At 63.9% G+C, this 18901-nt stretch carries 16 protein-coding genes (1 of these 16 running past the window's edge); 10 read left to right on the forward strand and 6 right to left on the reverse strand.

The window, feature by feature from the left end:
• Positions 1-486 (reverse strand): MarR family winged helix-turn-helix transcriptional regulator, encoded by a 486-nt coding sequence (locus NLY33_RS09620; protein WP_023672979.1) that lies wholly within the window; start codon positions 484-486, stop codon positions 1-3.
• A 101-nt stretch (positions 487-587) separates the two neighbouring features.
• Between NLY33_RS09620 and NLY33_RS09625 the strand changes: the two genes are divergently transcribed.
• Positions 588-1478, forward strand: a complete 891-nt coding sequence (locus tag NLY33_RS09625) for a DMT family transporter (RefSeq protein WP_023704288.1) — start codon at positions 588-590, stop codon at positions 1476-1478.
• 266 nt (positions 1479-1744) lie between these two features.
• On the opposite strand, the gene NLY33_RS29640 is transcribed toward NLY33_RS09625, so the two are convergent.
• The 4 genes from NLY33_RS29640 to NLY33_RS09645 all read right to left on the reverse strand — a co-directional run bounded on the left by NLY33_RS29640 (position 1745) and on the right by NLY33_RS09645 (position 4892).
• Positions 1745-1906: a hypothetical protein gene (locus tag NLY33_RS29640; protein WP_488473611.1), complete on the reverse strand. Its 162-nt coding sequence runs from the start codon at positions 1904-1906 to the stop codon at positions 1745-1747.
• A gap of 14 nt (positions 1907-1920) precedes the next feature.
• Entirely contained in the window at positions 1921-2670 is a 750-nt protein-coding gene (ubiG, locus tag NLY33_RS09635) for a bifunctional 2-polyprenyl-6-hydroxyphenol methylase/3-demethylubiquinol 3-O-methyltransferase UbiG (protein WP_023704287.1), read from the reverse strand.
• Positions 2671-2754: 84 nt separating this feature from the next.
• A complete protein-coding gene (locus NLY33_RS09640; protein WP_023704286.1) occupies positions 2755-3054 on the reverse strand; it encodes an antibiotic biosynthesis monooxygenase family protein in 300 nt (99 codons plus the stop codon).
• A complete protein-coding gene (locus NLY33_RS09645; protein WP_023707555.1) occupies positions 3051-4892 on the reverse strand; it encodes a CHASE3 domain-containing protein in 1842 nt (613 codons plus the stop codon). Before NLY33_RS09645 ends, NLY33_RS09640 begins: the two co-directional genes overlap by 4 nt.
• Positions 4893-5137: 245 nt before the next feature.
• On the opposite strand from NLY33_RS09645, the gene NLY33_RS09650 reads away from it, so the two are divergent.
• The 9 genes from NLY33_RS09650 to NLY33_RS09690 all read left to right on the forward strand — a co-directional run bounded on the left by NLY33_RS09650 (position 5138) and on the right by NLY33_RS09690 (position 18720).
• A complete protein-coding gene (locus NLY33_RS09650; protein ID WP_023707556.1) occupies positions 5138-6391 on the forward strand; it encodes an aspartate kinase in 1254 nt (417 codons plus the stop codon).
• An 83-nt stretch (positions 6392-6474) separates the two neighbouring features.
• Complete coding sequence (gene ptsP / locus NLY33_RS09655; protein ID WP_023672972.1) at positions 6475-8745, forward strand: phosphoenolpyruvate--protein phosphotransferase; 2271 nt, start codon at positions 6475-6477, stop codon at positions 8743-8745.
• Positions 8746-8753: 8 nt separating this feature from the next.
• Positions 8754-9833, forward strand: a complete 1080-nt coding sequence (prfA, locus tag NLY33_RS09660) for a peptide chain release factor 1 (protein ID WP_023672971.1) — start codon at positions 8754-8756, stop codon at positions 9831-9833.
• The gene (prmC, locus tag NLY33_RS09665) at positions 9826-10704 is read left to right on the forward strand and encodes a peptide chain release factor N(5)-glutamine methyltransferase (protein WP_023704285.1); all 879 of its coding nucleotides are present in this window, start codon (positions 9826-9828) and stop codon (positions 10702-10704) included. Before prfA ends, prmC begins: the two co-directional genes overlap by 8 nt.
• Before the next feature lie 305 nt (positions 10705-11009).
• Positions 11010-12005 (forward strand): DUF4167 domain-containing protein, encoded by a 996-nt coding sequence (locus NLY33_RS09670; RefSeq protein ID WP_023707557.1) that lies wholly within the window; start codon positions 11010-11012, stop codon positions 12003-12005.
• A 208-nt stretch (positions 12006-12213) separates the two neighbouring features.
• Positions 12214-14820, forward strand: coding sequence for an ATP-dependent chaperone ClpB (gene clpB, locus NLY33_RS09675; protein ID WP_023704283.1), 2607 nt, complete (start codon positions 12214-12216; stop codon positions 14818-14820).
• Positions 14821-14891: 71 nt separating this feature from the next.
• The gene (locus tag NLY33_RS09680; protein ID WP_023707558.1) at positions 14892-15248 is read left to right on the forward strand and encodes an MmcQ/YjbR family DNA-binding protein; all 357 of its coding nucleotides are present in this window, start codon (positions 14892-14894) and stop codon (positions 15246-15248) included.
• Positions 15249-15540: 292 nt separating this feature from the next.
• Positions 15541-17058, forward strand: coding sequence for a L,D-transpeptidase family protein (locus NLY33_RS09685; protein WP_023704281.1), 1518 nt, complete (start codon positions 15541-15543; stop codon positions 17056-17058).
• Positions 17059-17160: 102 nt separating this feature from the next.
• Complete coding sequence (locus NLY33_RS09690; protein WP_023704280.1) at positions 17161-18720, forward strand: MFS transporter; 1560 nt, start codon at positions 17161-17163, stop codon at positions 18718-18720.
• 172 nt (positions 18721-18892) lie between these two features.
• Here the strand turns inward: NLY33_RS09690 and NLY33_RS09695 are convergent, their stop codons facing one another.
• Positions 18893-18901: the 3' portion of a M23 family metallopeptidase gene (locus tag NLY33_RS09695; protein WP_023686664.1), read on the reverse strand. The gene runs 1962 nt beyond the window's last position; the window shows 9 of its 1971 coding nt (coding positions 1963-1971); its start codon lies beyond the right edge, outside the window; the stop codon is at positions 18893-18895.

Raw genomic sequence — 18901 nt, forward strand, 5'->3', positions numbered from 1 at the left:
TCAGCTGGCGCTATCGATCAATTTGCCAAGCAACTGAGCCAGTGCCCCCCGCTCCGTGCCGGTGAGCCCGGCGAGGATTTCATGCTCGTTGGCGACGTGGGCGGTCAGGGCTTCGTCGATCAAGGCCAGACCTTTTTCGGTCAGTTGCACGACAATGCCACGCCGGTCGTTGGGGTGCGGGCCGCGCAGGATCAGTCCGGCCTTCTCAAGCCGGTCGAGCCGGTTGGTCATGGCCCCAGAGGTCACCATCGTCGCCTCATATAGAGCGGTCGGTGTCAGCGCGTAGGGCTGGCCGGAGCGGCGCAGCGTCGCCAGCACATCGAATTCGCCGGCCTGCAGTCCGAAACGGGCAAACAGCGGGGCGAGGCGCTCGCGGGCGATTAGCGACGAGGCTTCGTTCAGCCGCCCAAGCACCAGCATTGGCGACACCTCCAGGTCCGGCCGTTCCCGCTTCCATTGCTCCACCGCCTTTGCCGCGCGATCCATCTGTCTCACCGCTAAGTATCTTGACGTTAAGAATCTTTGTGGTATGCTACCTCAAGATACAGTTTCGACCCAGTGCCGCAAGTGAGTGACGGGACCATCCGATGAAATTTCTCTGGGAATCGGCGCTTGGCCTGCTGGTCGTCACCGGCGGCCTGCTCGGCCTGACCCTGCCGTTCGGCAAGCTGGCGACGGCTGCCGGCGTTCCGGCCATGGTCTGGGCCTTCGTCATCTCGTTCGGCGCCGGGGGCGTGCTGCTGTGCGCGTTGCTCGCGAACGGCGAGCGCATGCGGCTCACCTCGCACAGACTGCGCTATTTCTTCATCACCGCCGCCGTGTCCTACGCCGTGCCCAATCTGCTGATGTTTTCGGCTATCCCGCATCTCGGCGCCGGCTATACCGGCATCATGTTCACGCTGTCGCCGGTCATCACACTGGTGTTTTCGATCCTGCTCGGCGTTCGACGGCCAAATACGCTCGGCAGTATCGGTATCGCCGTCGGCTTCATCGGCGCCGTCATGGTGGCGGTGACGCGCGGCGAGGCCGGCCAGCCGGCCGATTTCTTCTGGGTACTGGCCGGACTTTTGATCCCGGTCAGCCTTGCCGCCGGCAATATCTATCGCACCGTCGACTGGCCCGAAGGCACCGGTCCGATCGAACTGGCCGTCGGCAGCCACCTGGCCTCGGCGACGCTGCTGCTGATCGGCATTCTCGCGCTGTTCGGCCTCAGTGCCTTCGCCCCGCTTGGCGCCGTGCCGCTGGTTGTCGTGGCGCAGGTCGCTTCGGCCTCGGCGATGTTTGCCTTCTTCTTCCGGCTGCAGGCCGTGGGCGGTCCGGTCTATCTCAGCCAGATCGGCTATGTGGCGGCGGCCGTCGGCCTGTTTGCCGGAACCATCTTCCTCGGCGAGCACTACCAGTTGCTGACCTGGGCCGGCGCGGTGATCATCACCATCGGCGTGATCATCACCACCAAGGCGCAGAGCCAGAAGGCATAGGGTCTTTGGTTTACGCAATTCCCTAGGCAAAGCGCTATGCGCTTTTCCCGGGAAAACCGCTTCACACTATGCTCGAACTGCTCAAGCTCAAATTTGGCTCGCGTCGAGGCGCTTCCGTAGCGCCGGCGGGGCGACGTTTCGCCAGGCCGTCCGAACGGCGCTGCGGAATGTCTGTTCGTCGCAGGCTTCGAGCATGATCGACGTCCATCCCTTTTGGCCCCAGCCGCCTATCACGGGCCTGAAAACCGATGGCTCAGCCGCGGCCATCATCTCTTGCTGGTCGCGGTCGAGCTTGACGACAGCGCGGTCGGCTCGGGCAGCGAGACGAAGATACGGTTGCGGACGCGGAAGTCAGCCTTGCCGAAATGCGATTGCTCGACCGTTTCGGGAAAATCGAGCGCCAGCTCTCGGGCCCTCATAGTGTCCACGGCCGCCCCTTCGTTCAGACCGATCGTTTTTCCGCCAGCACCATATAGTTGACGTCCATGTCCTTGGAGCGTGCCCAGCGGTCGGCGAGAGGATTGTAGGTCACGCCGGTGCGGTCGATGATGGTCATGGCGGCGCTGCCGAGCGCCTTTTCAAGCTCTTCGGGCCGCACCAGCTTGCCGAACTGGTGGGTGCCGCGCGGCAGCCAGCGCAGCACATATTCGGCGCCGATGATGGCCAGGCCCAGTGCCTTCAGCGTGCGGTTGATGGTGGCGACGAACATGATGCCGCCGGGCTTGACCATCTCGCCGCACTTGCCGATGAACAGGTCGACATCGGCAACATGCTCGACGACTTCCATGTTGAGGACGACGTCGAATTTCTCGCCGGAATCGGCCAAATCCTCAGCGGTCGTAGCGCGATAATCCACCTTCACGCCGCCTTCGGCCGCGTGCAGCTTCGCCACCTCGATGTTGGTTGCCGAGGCGTCGGCGCCGACCACTTCGGCGCCAAGCCTTGCCATCGGCTCGCACAACAATCCACCGCCGCAGCCGATATCGAGGAAACGCAGGCCTTCGAACGGCCGCGCCGCCCGCGGATCGCGGCCGAAGCGCGCCGCCACCTGGTCCCGGATATAGGCCAGCCGGACCGGGTTGAATTTGTGCAGCGGACGGAATTTGCCGTTCGGGTTCCACCATTCGGCGGCAAGCGCGGAAAAGCGTTCCACTTCTCCGGCATCGATTGTCGATCGTCGGGCCTCTGGCATGGGGCGGGTCTCCTCGGACGCTAGGAAGTCGGGTGCCGGGGCAAGAAAGTCAAGGCCGGTTTTTGCGACTGCTGGCTAGTCGACCTATGGCCTCGAGATCACAATCGCCGCATGTTCCATCGCAACACTTGCGGGATCGATGGCCCGCATCGCTTCGCAATCGCCGATCTCGGCCATGATCCGGCCTGCGGCGGCGAGAGCCTGCTCGCGACTTCGCCAGCGCACCACATCGACCCATCCGCCATCGTCCCGCCGCGCCAGGCAGCGGTTTACGAAACCAGGTTGCCGCGCCAGCCAGTCGGCGACCTGGTTGTTGGCGGCGGCAAAGCCCGCTTCCGCTCCAGGTTTGAGGCGAAAGGTGACGATTTCCAGGGCCTCGGTCATCTTGCGTCCAGCACGTCTCGCAATTTCGCCGCCAGCTGCTCGATGGTGAAGGGCTTGGCCAGGAAATGCACGTCATGGTCGAGCACGCCATTGTGGACGACGGCGTTCCTGGTGAAGCCGGTGGTGAAGATCACCTTCAGCTTCGGCATGCGCGCCAGCGCCTCTTCGGCGAGCTTGCGGCCATTCATCACCGGCATGACGATATCGGTGAACATGAGCGCCACACCAGGGTTGTCGCCCAGCTTTTCCAGCGCTTCCTGGCCGCTTGCGGCATGAATGACGGTGTAGCCGAGTTCGCGCATGGCATCCGTGGTGGAAGCCCGCACGCGTGGATCGTCCTCCACGACAAGGATGGTTTCGGTGACCGGCACGGCAGGATTTCCGGCTCGTTCCGAAGATATGGCGGCCTCTTCCGGGCCGAAGAAGCGCGGCAGGTAGATCCTGATCGTGGTGCCTTGGCCGGGTTCCGAGTAAATCTTGACGTGTCCGCCGGACTGTTTGACGAAGCCGAACACTTGGCTCAGCCCGAGGCCGGTGCCCTTGTCGACCGGCTTGGTGGTGAAAAACGGCTCGAAAGCCCGCTCCATGACGTCCGCCGGCATGCCGGCGCCGGTGTCGCTGACCGCGATCATCACATACTGGCCGGCTTTGACCTCGGCATGGGTGGCGGCGTAGCCCTCGTCGAGGTGGCTGTTGGCGGTCTCGATGGTCATCTTGCCGTCCTCGCCCATGGCGTCGCGCGCATTGACCGCCAGGTTGAGAATGGCATTTTCGAGCTGGCTCGGATCGGCATGGGTCTTCCACAGGCCGCCAGCCAGCACGGTTTCGATGCGGATGGTTTCGCCGAGCGCCCGCCGAAGCAGGTCCGACATGCCGGCGACCAGACGATTGGCGTCTACAACCTGAGGCGCGAGCGGCTGCTGGCGCGAGAAGGCAAGCAGCCGTGACGTCAAGTTTGCGGCCCGGGTCGCCGCATCGGTCGCCGCTTCGATGAATTTCATGATGTCGTGCTCGCCCCGCGTCAGCTTGCGCTGGGCGAGGTTCATGGCGCTGATGATCACCGCCAGCATGTTGTTGAAATCGTGGGCGATACCGCCGGTCAGCTGGCCCACAGCCTCCATCTTCTGCATCTGGCGGATCTGCGATTCGGCCTTTTCACGCGTCTGGATTTCGTTGCCGAGCTCGATGTTCTTGCGCATCAGCTCTTCCTGGGCGATCGCCACTGCGCGGAACCGGCGGCGCGAAAGGCGAACCGTGTAGGCGCCAAGCAGGAAGATCGCCAGCAGCGCCGCTATCGAGCCGATTCGCAGCCAGTTTTCGACCCGGTCGGTATGAGCGTCGCGCGCGGCGATGGCTGCGCCGCCAATGCGCCGGATCGTGTCCATGCTGGCCCGGATCTGGTCCATGGCGGCCTTGCCCTGGCCGCTGCGGACCAGTTCCAGAGCTTTTGCCGCATCGCCGCGATCGTAGAGTGCAATCGTCTCAGCCAATTCGGCCTGGTTTTGTGAAAGCGCGTCCTTGACGTGGTTGATCTGCTGCACGAGTTCGTCGTCCGGCGCGGTCATGCCGTGGATGCGGGCAAGCTGGCCCGGAATGGCGTCGACCGCCTGCCGATAAGGCTGGAGGTAGGATTTCTCGCCGGTCAGGAGATAGCCGCGCTGGCTGGTCTCGGCCTCCTGAGCCATCGCAAGCAAACCGGAAAGCAATTCCTGATACTCGACCGCCTCGCGCGCGGCCTCACGATTGGCTCTCTGGGTCTCGACCAGCACGGCGCGTGTGCCGACGATCAACGCCAGCACGGCGAAGCCGATGAACAGCGGCAGCGATTGCCACCGCATGGCGCGTCGAAGGCGAACAATCATTCGATATGCCGGACCAAAAGGAGTTTCCCGCGGGCAGCATTTGGTAAGCGGCGGCGGGGCCGAACGCAATATGCCGCGATCCTGAAGCCGGCATCCGCCGCCAGCCTTGCGAAACCGTGATCATTTGGCTAAGGAGGCGCGCATTCAGCGGCCGGCTTCTGTCGAGCGCTTACTTCCCCTTTCGGTCCTGGGCCGGCTTCAGTCAAAGGCATTTCGCTTCCATGGCGCGCATCGTGATGAAATTCGGCGGAACCTCCGTCGCCGACATCGCCCGCATCCGCAATGTGGCGCGTCACGTCAAACGCGAGGTCGATGCCGGCCATGAGGTCGCTGTCGTGGTTTCGGCGATGGCGGGCAAGACCAATGAACTGGTTGGCTGGACGCGCGAAGCCTCGCCCATGCACGACGCGCGCGAGTATGACGCCGTGGTCGCCTCGGGCGAGCAGGTGACTGCCGGCCTGCTGGCGATCACACTGCAGAATATGGGCGTCCATGCCCGCTCCTGGCAGGGCTGGCAGATCCCGATCAAGACCGACAACGCGCATGGCGCGGCGCGCATCCTCGAAATTGACGGTGCGTTCCTGATCAAGCGCTTCGGCGAGGGCCAGGTGGCTGTCGTCGCCGGCTTCCAGGGCATCGGCCCGGACAACCGCATCGCCACGCTCGGCCGCGGCGGCTCCGACACAAGCGCGGTGGCCATTGCCGCGGCGGTCAAGGCCGACCGCTGCGACATCTACACCGATGTCGACGGCGTCTACACCACCGATCCGCGCATCGAGCCGAAGGCGCGGCGGCTCAGCAAGATTTCGTTCGAGGAAATGCTCGAAATGGCCTCGCTCGGCGCCAAGGTCTTGCAGGTGCGCTCGGTCGAGCTTGCCATGGTGCACAGGGTGCGTACGTTCGTGCGGTCGTCCTTCGACGATCCCGATGCGCCCGGAATGGGGGATTTGCTCAATCCTCCGGGAACGCTTATTTGCGACGAGGAAGAGATCGTGGAACAGCAGGTCGTCACCGGAATTGCCTACGCCAAGGACGAAGCGCAGATTTCTCTGCGCCGCGTTGGCGACCGCCCGGGCGTTGCCGCCGGCATTTTCGGCCCGCTGGCCGAGGCCAACATCAATGTCGACATGATCGTCCAGAACATCTCAGAGGACGGCAAGTTCACCGACATGACCTTCACCGTGCCGTCCGGCGACGTGGACAAGGCGCTGGCCGTGCTGGAGCGTCTGAAGGCTTCGATCGGCTATGACGTGGTGCAGTCGGAAGCCGGCATGTCGAAGGTTTCGGTCATCGGCATCGGCATGCGCAGCCATGCCGGTGTGGCCGCCACCGCTTTCAAGGCGCTGGCCGACAAGGCGATCAACATCCGCGCCATCACCACCTCCGAGATCAAGATTTCGATACTGATCGACGGTCCCTACACGGAACTCGCGGTTCGCACTTTGCATTCCGTGTACGGTCTGGATAAGCAGTAGCGAGAGCGATTTGAGTTGTTGCGTGTGCGCCGGTGGCAGTGGAAACTGCGGCGGGCAAAATGCCCATTGGAGAAGAAGCCGCGATGCGTGATACGGCCAGTGGCCCGCGCGTTCTGCTGAAACGGCTCCGCGAGCTCATGCAGGAGCCGCTGGAGCCGCAGGAGCGGCTCGACCGGATCGTGCGCGACATCGCCTCCAACATGGTCGCCGAGGTCTGCTCGCTCTATGTGCTGCGCGCCGATTCGGTGCTCGAACTCTATGCCACCGAAGGTCTGAACCCGAACGCCGTCCATTTGGCGCAGCTGCGGCTGGGGCAGGGCCTCGTCGGCACCATTGCCGCCAGCGCGCGGCCGCTCAACCTCTCCAATGCGCAGGAACATCCGGCCTTCGCCTACCTGCCGGAGACCGGCGAAGAGATCTACAATTCCTTCCTCGGCGTGCCGGTACTAAGGGCAGGGCGCACGCTCGGCGTGCTGGTGGTGCAGAACAAGACCATGCGCCACTACCGCGACGACGAGGTCGAGGCGCTGGAAACGACCGCCATGGTGATCGCCGAGATGATCGCCACCGGCGATCTCGCGCGCCTGACCCGGCCCGGCCTCGAACTCGACCTGCGCCGTCCCGTCAGCTTTACCGGCCTGTCCTTCAACGAGGGTGTCGGCCTCGGCCATGTCGTGCTGCATGAGCCACGCATCGTCGTCACCAATCTGTTCAACGAGGACAGTGAGGAAGAGGTGCGCCGGCTGGAGACGTCGCTCGGTTCGCTCAGGCTTTCCATCGACGACATGCTGGAGCGGCGCGATGTCGCCTTCGAGGGAGAACATCGCGAGGTGCTCGAGGCGTATCGCATGTTTGCCAACGACCGCGGCTGGGTGCGCCGGCTGGAAGAGGCGATCCGCAACGGCCTGACGGCGGAAGCGGCGGTGGAAAAGGTGCAGAGCGACATGCGCGCCCGCATGCTGCACATGACCGATCCTTATTTGCGCGAGAGGATGAGCGACTTCGACGATCTCGCCAACCGGCTGCTGCGCCAGCTGATGGGGCGCGGGCCTGACGACGTCGCGGCGTCACTGCCGAAGGATGCCATCCTGGTCGCGCGCTCGATGGGCGCGGCCGAACTGCTTGATTATCCCAGGGACAAGCTGCGCGGCGTGGTGCTGGAAGACGGCGCTGCCACCAGCCATGTCGTCATCGTAGCGCGCGCCATGGGCATTCCGGTCGCCGGCCAGATGAAGGGCGCCGTTTCCATGGCGGAAAACGGCGATGCCATCATCGTCGACGGCGAGGAAGGCACCATCCATCTGCGGCCGCAGCCCGACCTCGAAGCTGCCTATGCCGAAAAAGTGCGCTTCCGGGCGCGCCGGCAGGAAGTCTACCGGGAACTGCGCAAGAAGCCGTCGGTGACCAAGGACGGCGTCCAGGTCGACCTGCTGATGAATGCGGGCCTGGCCGTCGACCTGCCGCAGCTGGCCGAGGCGGGTGCCGCCGGCATCGGCCTGTTCCGCACCGAATTGCAGTTCATGGTCGCCTCGACCTTCCCGCGTGCCGAGGCGCAGGAGCGGCTCTACCGCGACGTGCTGGACGCGGCGCGTGGCAAGCCGGTCACCTTCCGCACCATCGACATCGGCGGCGACAAGGTGCTGCCCTACTTCAAGGGCGCTGTCCAGGAAGAAAACCCTGCGCTCGGCTGGCGCGCGATCCGGCTGACGCTCGACCGGCCGGGTCTGCTCAGGACCCAGATCCGCGCTCTGCTGAAGGCCTGCGGCGGGCGCGAACTGAAGCTGATGCTGCCGATGGTGACCGAGCTCGGCGAAATCGCCCAGGCGCGCGAGATCATCGACCGCGAAGTGCGGCATCTCTCCCGCTTTGCCCACCATCTGCCGACCAGCCTCAAGGTGGGCGCCATGCTGGAAGTGCCGTCGCTGCTGTTCCAGCTCGACGAGTTGATGAAGGCGGTCGATTTCGTCTCGGTCGGCTCCAACGACCTGTTCCAGTTCGTCATGGCGGTCGATCGGGGGAACACGCAGCTCTCCGACCGCTTCGACACGCTGTCGACGCCGTTCCTGCGGGTTCTGAAGCAGATCGCCGACGCCGGGGTTCGCAACCACACGCCGGTGACGCTGTGCGGCGAGCTTGCCGGAAAACCCATTTCCGCCATGGCGCTGATCGGCCTCGGCTACCGCTCGATCTCGATGTCTCCAGCCTCGATCGGCCCGGTCAAGGCGATGTTGACCGAACTGCCACTGGAGGAATTGGAGGCTTTCTTTGCCGACAATCTGATGGCGCCAGCTCAAGGGCTGCCGATGCGGGCGCTGCTGCAGGCCTTCGCCGACGACCGCTCCATCCCGCTATAGCATTAGCCATGGTCAATCTTCCCCGCGAGCGTATGGATCAGGTCGTCAAGCGTTTCGAGATGCTCGAAGCGCAGATGTCGGCCGGCCCGGCGGCCGATGCCTATGTGAAGATGGCTTCCGAATATGCCGAGCTGCAGGACATGGTGGCCAAGGTCAGGGAACTGCGCTCAGTCGAGCGCGAGCAAGCCGACCTCGAGGCGATGCTTGCCGACAAGGGCACCGACGCAGAGATGCGGGCCCTGGCGGAGGCAGATTTGCCGGGCGTCGAAGCGCGAATCGAAGAGCTGCAGAAGGACATCCAGATCCTGCTGTTGCCCAAGGACGCGGCCGACGACAAGAACGCCATCCTTGAAATCCGCGCCGGCACCGGCGGCGATGAGGCGGCATTGTTCGCCGGCGACCTGTTTCGCATGTATGAGCGCTATGCCGCCGAACGCGGCTGGCGCTTCGAGACGGTGTCGGCCAGCGACGGCGATGCCGGCGGCTTCAAGGAAATCATCGCCACCATTTCCGGTAGGGGCGTCTTTGCCCATCTGAAATTCGAATCCGGCGTGCACCGCGTGCAGCGCGTGCCGGCGACCGAGGCCAGCGGGCGCATCCACACTTCGGCGGCGACGGTGGCCGTTCTGCCGGAAGCCGAAGAGGTCGACATCGACATCCGCGCCGAAGACATCCGCATCGACACGATGCGCGCCTCGGGTTCGGGCGGCCAGCACGTCAACACCACCGATTCTGCGGTGCGCATCACCCATTTGCCGACCGGCATCATGGTGGTGCAGGCGGAGAAGTCGCAGCATCAGAACCGGGCGAAAGCCATGCAGATTCTGCGTGCGCGGCTTTACGACCTCGAGCGCAGCAAGGCGGACGAGGAGCGCTCGGAGTCACGCAAATCGCAGGTTGGTTCGGGCGACCGTTCGGAGCGCATCCGCACCTACAACTTCCCGCAGGGCCGCCTTACCGACCATCGTATCAACCTGACGCTCTACAAGCTCGACCGGGTGATGATGGGCGAGCTCGATGAGGTCATCAATGCGCTGATCGCCGACCATCAGTCGAAGCTGCTCGCCGATATTGGCCTCGATGGCTGACATGTTGCCCGGCGCGCTCGGGCCGTTGTTGCGGGTGGCGCGGGAGCGGCTTGCCGCGGCCGGCCTTTCCGACCCGGCGCTGGATGCCAGGCTTATCGTCGAGCATTTTTCCCGCACGGACCGTACGCAGGCGATCGCCGACCCGCAACGGACGGTCGATGCGGGTGCGGTTGCCGCAATCGGCGCTGCTCTGCAGCGCCGCATGGCCGGCGAACCGGTTCACCGCATCCTCGGGTTTCGCGAGTTTTACGGCCTGCGGCTGTCGCTGTCGCCGGAAACGCTGGAGCCGCGGCCGGACACCGAAACGCTGGTCGAGGCGATCCTGCCTTTTGCCGGGGTGACGGCCGAAAGGCTGGGGGAATGCCGTATCCTCGATCTCGGCACCGGTACCGGCGCGATTGCGCTGGCGCTGCTCAGCGCGGTTCCGGCCGCGACCGCCACCGGGGTCGATATTTCACAAGACGCGCTGGCAACCGCGATACGCAATGCCGAGCAACTCGGACTCGCCGGCCGGTTCGTGGGGCTGCAGTCTGACTGGTTCGAAAAAGTTTCGGGCCGATACCATGTAATTGCCGCAAACCCTCCCTATATATCGTCTAGAGACATTGGAAATCTGCAGGACGAGGTCCGCGATTTCGATCCGCACAGAGCCCTTGATGGCGGTGTGGACGGTCTTGGCCCCTACAGGATCATCGCCGCCGAGGCGGCAAAGTTTCTGGAAGCAGAAGGCAAGATAGCGGTCGAGATCGGCCACACGCAGCGCAATGAGGTCAAAGACATATTCGCGGCAGCCGGCTACAGGCTGGCCGGGGCATTTGTCGATCTTGGCGGAAACGACAGGGTTCTTATGTTTGAACAGGGAAAGCCTTGACGCAGTGCAAAAAAAGCGCTTGGCAATGCCGGGGAATGCGGCTAGGGTCCGCCCTAACCGGATGAGACGAAGCAGGCAGTGCTCTTAGCGATTCGGTTTTCCTTGGAAATAGCTGCCTTCTTGCGCAAACGACGCCCAAGCTTCGTGCGGGAATCGTCCGGCAAGTGATGTAACCGGAACAGGATGACACGTGGCGCCAACGCAATTGATGCGGGCGAACGCCGGTGAAGAAACGAAACGGCTGGCTGCATGAGCGCCTCCGTTCGCGAAACGTTTTTCGAAAATTTCAAAATGAAGAGAGTCTTATGAGGCCACAACAGCAGAACAGGCGCATGCGCGGTCGCAACAACAATGGCGGCGGCGGTGGCAACAACAATAACAACAATAACAACCGCAAGGGCCCAAATCCCCTGACGCGCAACTACGAGAGCAACGGCCCGGACGTGAAAATCCGTGGATCGGCTCAGCAGATCGCCGAAAAATACGCCACTCTGGCCCGTGATGCGCAAAGCTCCGGCGACCGGGTTATGGCGGAAAATTACCTCCAGCACGCCGAGCACTACAACCGCATCATTGCCGCCGCACAGGCGCAGATGCCGATCCAGAATGCCCCGCAGAACCGCGACGAATTCGACGACGATGAAGATCGCGACGATTTTGACAATGCCGGCAGCGGCAATGGCGGCGAGACTCAAGCGCCGATGGCCAACCACGGCAACGGTCCGCAGCCGACGATTGAGGGCACGCCGGCCGAACTCGCATACGGCCAGGAAAACGGCCGCGAGAACAACAGTGGCCGTGACAATAATGGCCGTGACAATAATGGCCGCAACAACAACGGCCGCGACAACAATGGCCGCAACCGTGACCGCCGCCCCAATGGCGGCTATGGCCAGAACGACCAGCGTGGCGACTTTGCCCAGCGTGGCGAGCAGAACGGCCAGCGCGGCGACCAGCAGCGCTTCACCGAAACCCCGGCACAGGCGGAAACCGTTTCCGCGGTTGAGCCCGAAGCCGAGAGCGGTTTCTCCGAGCCGGCGCCGCTGTACGAAAACCTGTCGCCGGCGGCTCTTGCCGCCCGGGCCGAACTCAATGAGGCAGCCGCCGAGAGCGGCGCTGCCCGTCGCCCGCGGCGTCCGCGCCGCCCGCGCAACAATGCCGATCAGGTCGGTGACGAACAGTCTGGTGGTGGCCAGGTGGTGGATGGCGCCGGCGAGACCGCTGCCGCTGTTGACGTGGTGGATGCGGCGCCGGCCGAAAGCCCTGCCGGCGACCCGTTCGCCGTCGACGCCAACAACTGACCCACAAGACATAAGTCGATGAAACGGCGGAGAGAAATCTCCGCCGTTTTCGTTTGCTCGGCCATGCAATATCATCAGCCGGACGTCTTGAGCGGCAATGGCTTGCGCCCCATATCTGGCGTGAACTGGACCCGGCTCGGATGAGCGGGTCCGTCACCGCAATCTGATCCGGTGCCGCAAAGCGGGCCGGTGATGGAAGGAGACAGATATGAACCTCGAGAAATACTCCGAGCGCGTCCGCGGATTCATTCAGTCCGCCCAGACCATGGCGCTCTCGCGCAATCACCAGCAATTCACTCCCGAACATATGCTGAAGGTCCTCGTCGATGACGATGAGGGGCTGGCCGCCTCGCTGATCGAGCGCGCCGGCGGCAACGTGCGCGACGTCAAGCTTGGCGTCGAGACCGCCCTTGAGGCCATGCCCAAGGTGGAAGGCGGCAACGGCCAGCTTTATCTCGCGCAGCCGCTGGCCAAGGTGTTTTCGACCGCCGAGGAATTGGCCAAGAAAGCCGGCGACAGCTTTGTCACGGTTGAACGGCTTTTGCAGGCTCTGGCCATGGAGAAGTCGGCCAAGACGGCCGATATCCTGTCCAAGGCCGGCGTCACAGCGCAGGCGCTGAACCAGGTGATCAACGACGTCCGCAAGGGCCGTACCGCCGATTCGGCGAGCGCCGAGCAGGGCTATGACGCGCTAAAGAAATACGCGCGCGACCTTACCGCCGATGCCCGCGCCGGCAAGCTCGACCCTGTGATTGGCCGTGACGACGAGATCCGCCGCACCATCCAGGTGCTGTCGCGGCGTACCAAGAACAACCCGGTGCTGATCGGCGAGCCGGGCGTCGGCAAAACGGCGATCGCCGAAGGTCTGGCGCTGCGCATCGTCAATGGCGACGTGCCGGAATCGCTGAAGGACAAGCAGTTGATGGCGCTCGACATGGGCGCGCTGATTGCCGGCGCCAAATATCGCGGCGAGTTCGAGGAGCGGCTGAAGGCCGTGCTCAACGAAGTCACCTCGGCGGCCGGCGGCATCATCCTGTTCATCGACGAGATGCACACGCTGGTCGGCGCCGGCAAGGCCGATGGCGCCATGGACGCTTCGAACCTGTTGAAGCCGGCGCTGGCGCGCGGCGAACTGCACTGCGTCGGCGCGACCACGCTCGATGAATACAGGAAGCATGTCGAGAAGGACGCGGCCCTTGCCCGCCGGTTCCAGCCGGTCTTCGTCAACGAGCCATCGGTGGAAGATACCGTGTCGATCCTGCGTGGCCTCAAGGAGAAGTACGAGCAGCACCACAAGGTGCGCATCTCGGATTCGGCGCTGGTCGCGGCGGCGACCTTGTCCAACCGCTACATCGCCGACCGTTTCCTGCCGGACAAGGCGATCGACCTTGTCGACGAGGCCGCGTCGCGGCTGAGGATGCAGGTCGATTCCAAGCCCGAGGCGCTGGACGAGATCGATCGCCGCATCATGCAGCTCAAGATCGAGCGCGAGGCACTGAAGGTCGAGAAGGACGAGGCGTCAAAGGACCGGCTCGCGCGTCTCGAAAAGGAACTCGTCGGCCTCGAGGAGGAATCGACCGAGATCACCGCCAAATGGCAGTCGGAGAAGCAGAAGCTTGGCCTCGCCGCTGACCTCAAGAAGCAGCTCGACGCGGCCCGCAACGACCTCGCCATTGCCCAGCGCAAGGGTGAATTCCAGCGCGCCGGCGAGCTTGCCTATGGCAAGATCCCGGAACTGGAAAAGAAGCTGAAGGAAGCCGAAGCCCAGGACGGCAAGGCCGGCATGGTCGAAGAGGTGGTCACGCCCGACCACGTCGCCCATATCGTGTCGCGTTGGACCGGCATTCCGGTCGACAAGATGCTGCAGGGCGAGCGCGACAAGCTACTGCGCATGGAAGACGAGATCGGCAAGCGAGTCGTCGGCCAGGGCGAAGCGGTACAGGCGGTGTCCAAGGCCGTGCGTCGTGCCCGGGCCGGGCTGCAGGATCCGAACCGGCCGATCGGCTCGTTCATGCTCCTCGGACCGACCGGCGTCGGCAAGACCGAACTGACCAAGGCGCTGGCCAATTTCCTGTTCGACGACGAGAGCGCTATGGTGCGCATCGACATGTCGGAATACATGGAGAAGCACTCGGTCGCCCGGCTGATCGGAGCGCCTCCCGGTTATGTCGGCTATGAGGAAGGCGGTGCGCTGACCGAAGCGGTGCGGCGCCGGCCCTATCAGGTCGTGCTGTTCGACGAGATCGAGAAGGCGCATCCGGATGTCTTCAACGTGCTGTTGCAGGTGCTCGACGACGGGCGGCTGACCGACGGGCAGGGCCGCACGGTAGACTTCCGCAACACGCTGATCGTCATGACGTCGAACCTCGGCGCCGAATATCTGGTCAATCTCGGCGAAGAGCAGGACGTCGATGCCGTGCGCGACGAGGTTATGAGCGTGGTGAGAGCCTCGTTCAGGCCGGAGTTCCTCAACCGCGTCGACGAGGTGATCCTGTTCCACCGGCTGCGCCGGCAGGATATGGGCCGCATCGTCGAGATCCAGCTCAAGCGGCTGGAAAGCCTGCTCGCCGACCGCAAGATCACACTGTCGCTCGACCAGGATTCGATCGACTGGCTGGCGGCGAAGGGCTACGACCCGGCCTATGGCGCGCGGCCGCTGAAGCGGGTGATGCAGAAGGACCTGCAAGATCCGCTGGCGGAAAAAATCCTGCTTGGCGAGATACTCGACGGCTCGACCGTCAAGGTCACCGCCGGCTCCGACCGGTTGAATTTCCGGTCCAGGCCCACTGTGGTGCCGACCGACGCGGCAGCCTGATCCAACGCCGCGCGTCCGACCGGACGCGCGGCATTTTCTTATGAAACAACAATCCTTTGACGGGGGTGCAGATGACGCTGGACGACTACAACAGCTTCTGCGCCTCGCTGCCGCAGACGACGCATGTCGTGCAGTGGGGCGGGGCCGATGTCTGGAAAGTCGGTGGCAAGGTCTTCACCATCGCCGGCCGTGACCGGGAGGGTGGCGTCTTCGTCACCTTCAAATGCTCTGAAATGGCTTATGACGTGCTGAAGGATCAGCCCGGCTGCCGGCCGGCGCCCTATCTCGCCTCGCGCGGCATGAACTGGATCCAGCGTCAGACAAGCCAGAGCATGGATGATGATGCGCTGAAGGACTATCTCGGCGAAAGCCACCGCCTCGTCGTCCTCAAGCTGACGAAGCAGACGCGCAAGGAATTGGGCCTGTAGCAACCAGTAATCCGCCATCTTCATGCCCGGTTCATGTTGGAAAGCTTATGTTGTGGTTTGCTGGCGAAGGGGTTTGCCTGCAGGCTTTTGACGATCAGGGCGTTCCTTGCGCATCCAAACGGTGGCGAGAACGTTCTGGTGGGAACACTGCCGGGCGGCGGCAATTACGCATGACCCCGAAAATCGAAATTCGATTTTCGGAAAGGATCATGCGCAGACATGAAGTGTTACAGCGTCCTTTGCGCGTCCAAACGGACGCGCGGCGCTGTAAGTACCGGAGAGTTTGACCACCATGTTCCGCACGATCCTTGCCTTTTCGGTGCTCGCCGCCGGGCTGCTCACGTCCAGCGCCATGGCATCGCCGACTGTGGACAACGCACTGCCGGCCGTCCGCGCCGCCGATAGCGGCGGCATTGTGCTTGCCCAGGACGGCAATCTCGACATCTATTACGACGCCAGGGGCAACCGCGTCATCGTCGATGCCGAGACCGGCAAGGTCATCGCCATCCAGCCGCCGCAGACCAGGCTCGACCGCCGCGCGCTGCGCCGGGAAATGCGGGCACGTGAGCTTGGACGCGCACCGGTCGAAGACGACGACCGCTACTATCTCGACGATCCCGAAGACATGGCGCGTTTCCGCCGCAGGCAACTGGACGATCAGGGACGAATCCCCGGCCCGCCGGTTGATGAATACGATCCTGAAAGCGACAGATTCCTGGGGGCCGCTCCGCAGGATGATGCCAATGACAGCGACACCTATCCGGAAGCGCCGAAATCCGCTGAACCGCGGCCCGTCAAGCGCCAGCCGCTGAACGAAGCCTCTATCGATCCCGCCGAACCGGCGGCGCCCGCCGACCAGGCCGCGCTGCCGCCGAAAGCCGGTGGCAAGACCGTGGTCGATCCCTCGCTTTCACTCGGCGCACGCCAGGATGTAGCCGCCTTGCAGGTGCTGCTCGACCGCGCCGGCGCTTCACCCGGCGTCGTCGACGGGCGCTTCGGCTCCAATGTCGACAAGGCGCTTGCCGCCTATAACCAGATCACCGGCAGCAATCTGCGCTCGACCGACGCGGTCGGCATCCAGGCTGCGCTGGCGCAAACCGGTGGCGATGCTTTCGCCAATTATACGATCACGCCCGAAGACGCGGCCGGGCCTTATGTCGCCTCGATACCGGAGGATTACAGCCAGAAGGCGCAGCTCGACCGCATGGCTTACACCTCCGTCACCGAAGCCTTGGCCGAACGGTTCCACATGGACGAGAACTACCTGAAGGGGCTCAATCCCGAGGCCGACTTCAGCCGTCCCGGCACCATCATCAAGGTCGCCAATTTCGGCAGGCTGGTGGCGACGCCGGTTGCCCGCATCGTCGCCGACAAGGACAAGAAGCAGGTGTTCGCCTATAACGCCGGTGGCAAGCTGGTCGCGGCCTATCCGGCCACCATTGGTTCAGCCGACACGCCCTCGCCGACCGGCACTCATACGGTGTCGCGCGTCGCGCTCGATCCGAACTACACCTACAACCCCAGCATCAATTTCAAGCAGGGCCAGAACGACAAGATCCTGACCATCCCGCCGGGTCCGAACGGCCCGGTCGGCTCGGTGTGGATCGCGCTGGACAAGCCGACCTATGGCATTCACGGCACGCCCGATCCCTCCAAGATCGGCAAGACCGAAAGCCATGGCTGCGTGCGCCTGACCAACTGGGATGCGCGCGAACTGGCCAAGCTGGTGTCGCCGGGCGTCACCGTCGAGTTCGTCGGCGGTCCCTCGGCCGATGATGTTGCGGAGCAAGTGAGCGCTCCAGCGCAGTGATATCGGCCTGCCCATAAGGCAGGCCGATATCCAAAGCTGGATTCATGAGCGCAGGGTGCTGGCTGGTTGTTGCCGGCCCGCAACAAGTCTAAGCAGACGCTCATGAAGTCTCCGAGCGAAGCCGCAGCCGTTCCCCTGACCAGGTCGCTTTCCAACGGTACATTTTGCCCGCAGTCGCAGCGCAAGTTCGTGCTGGTAGCGGCGATCCTGGCGTCAGCGCTCGGCTTCATCGACGGGTCGATCCTGGCCATTGCCATGCCGGCAATGCGCGTCGACCTCGGCGCCAGCCTGGCCGAGGTCCAGTGGATTTCCAACGCCTATGCGCTGACGCTGTCGGCGCTGATTCTGGCCGGCGGCGCCGCCGGCGACCGGTTTGGCCTCAGGCGCGCCTTCGTTGCCGGCATTGCGCTGTTCATCGTCGCTTCGCTGGCCTGCGCGGTGGCGCCGAATGCGCTGGTGCTCATCGCCTTTCGCGCCATTCAGGGCCTTGGTGCGGCGATCATGGTGCCGGGCAGCCTCGCCATCATCGCCAAGGCCTATCCGAAGAAGGAGCGCGGCCGGGCGATCGGCATCTGGGCCGCCGCCTCGGCGCTGACGACTGCGCTCGGTCCGGTGCTCGGCGGCTTCGTCCTGTCGGCCTTTGGCGGCGGTATCTGGCGGGCGATCTTCGCCGTCAACCTGCCGCTCGGGCTGATCTCGATCTATCTCCTGCTGGCCAAGATTCCCGCCGACGCGCCGACGGAGAAGCGAAGCCTCGATCTCGGCGGCGCCGCTCTCGCCACGCTTGCCTTCGGGGCGCTTGCCTACGGACTGACCTCGATGAGCGCCGAAGGCAGCGGGCTGATGTCGGGGCCGAGCATCGCCGCAGGCGCCGTGCTGCTTATCATCTTCATCGTCTTCGAGCTTCGGCAGCGCGAGCCGATGATCGATCTCAAGCTGTTTCGGATCGGCGCCTTTGCCGGCGCCAACCTCGCCACCTTCTTCCTGTATTTCGCGCTGTCGGCCAATCTGTTCTACCTGCCGATGCTGTTGATCGCCGGATGGGGGCTGAGCACCAAAGAGGTCGGTTTCATCTTCCTGCCGCTGTCGGCGTCGATCGCGCTGCTGTCGGGTCTCGTCGGCCAGTGGTCGGATCGCATCGGTCCGCGTTTTCCGATCGCCAGCGGCTGCCTGGTAGTTGCCATCGCCTTTGCCGGGTTGGCTTTGCTCACTCATGCCGGCATGCACAATTTCTGGACCGGTATCTTTCCGCTGATGGCGGTGATGGGGCTCGGCATGGCGCTGGTGGTGTCGCCGCTGTCGACGGCGGTCATGACCGCGGTCGAGGACAAGGATACCGGCGCCGCTTCCGGCATCAACAATGCGGTTTCGCGCATTGGCGGGCTGATTGCTGTGGCGGCGATGGGCTCGCTCGCGGCCTGGGTCTATTCGACGATGCTCGATACCAGCGCTAGGCCGGGCATTCCGGGATTCGGCGAACCGGCATTGGCCGGCCTGGCGCCAGACCTTGATGCAACACGGCTCGCCGCCAGCGATGCGGCGTTCGCGGCCGTGTCGACAGTGACGGCCGTGCTTTGCCTGCTTGCCGCTATTATCGCCTGGGCCACCGTTTCGGGGCAAAAGCTGCCTTGGTCACGAGCCGAAGAGGAGCAGTCGACCTGATTCGGAGCCGACCCGATTCGGAATGCTCTGATGGGGCGATTATGATTCGCCAGCGTCGAGTGTGACGGCTTAAAGCGCGTCGCGCTGAAACGGATTCATACGACGCGCTTTAAGTGTTTGTTTTGAGGCATGTCCTTGTCCAGAGCCGCGGCACACTTCTGGGCGACATGCATTAGCCTTC

Source organism: Mesorhizobium sp. C432A, assembly GCF_030323145.1.
Taxonomy (GTDB): domain Bacteria; phylum Pseudomonadota; class Alphaproteobacteria; order Rhizobiales; family Rhizobiaceae; genus Mesorhizobium.

Bases quoted from the DNA above. Each gene is read 5' to 3' on its own strand.
- NLY33_RS09620 (WP_023672979.1), bottom strand. From the start codon at position 486: ATGGATCGCGCGGCAAAGGCGGTGGAGCAATGGAAGCGGGAACGGCCG.
- NLY33_RS09625 (WP_023704288.1), top strand. From the start codon at position 588: ATGAAATTTCTCTGGGAATCGGCGCTTGGCCTGCTGGTCGTCACCGGC.
- ubiG (WP_023704287.1), bottom strand. From the start codon at position 2,670: ATGCCAGAGGCCCGACGATCGACAATCGATGCCGGAGAAGTGGAACGC.
- NLY33_RS09640 (WP_023704286.1), bottom strand. From the start codon at position 3,054: ATGACCGAGGCCCTGGAAATCGTCACCTTTCGCCTCAAACCTGGAGCG.
- NLY33_RS09645 (WP_023707555.1), bottom strand. From the start codon at position 4,892: ATGCGGTGGCAATCGCTGCCGCTGTTCATCGGCTTCGCCGTGCTGGCG.
- NLY33_RS09650 (WP_023707556.1), top strand. From the start codon at position 5,138: ATGGCGCGCATCGTGATGAAATTCGGCGGAACCTCCGTCGCCGACATC.
- ptsP (WP_023672972.1), top strand. From the start codon at position 6,475: ATGCGTGATACGGCCAGTGGCCCGCGCGTTCTGCTGAAACGGCTCCGC.
- prfA (WP_023672971.1), top strand. From the start codon at position 8,754: ATGGTCAATCTTCCCCGCGAGCGTATGGATCAGGTCGTCAAGCGTTTC.
- prmC (WP_023704285.1), top strand. From the start codon at position 9,826: ATGGCTGACATGTTGCCCGGCGCGCTCGGGCCGTTGTTGCGGGTGGCG.
- NLY33_RS09670 (WP_023707557.1), top strand. From the start codon at position 11,010: ATGAGGCCACAACAGCAGAACAGGCGCATGCGCGGTCGCAACAACAAT.
- clpB (WP_023704283.1), top strand. From the start codon at position 12,214: ATGAACCTCGAGAAATACTCCGAGCGCGTCCGCGGATTCATTCAGTCC.
- NLY33_RS09680 (WP_023707558.1), top strand. From the start codon at position 14,892: ATGACGCTGGACGACTACAACAGCTTCTGCGCCTCGCTGCCGCAGACG.
- NLY33_RS09685 (WP_023704281.1), top strand. From the start codon at position 15,541: ATGTTCCGCACGATCCTTGCCTTTTCGGTGCTCGCCGCCGGGCTGCTC.
- NLY33_RS09690 (WP_023704280.1), top strand. From the start codon at position 17,161: ATGAAGTCTCCGAGCGAAGCCGCAGCCGTTCCCCTGACCAGGTCGCTT.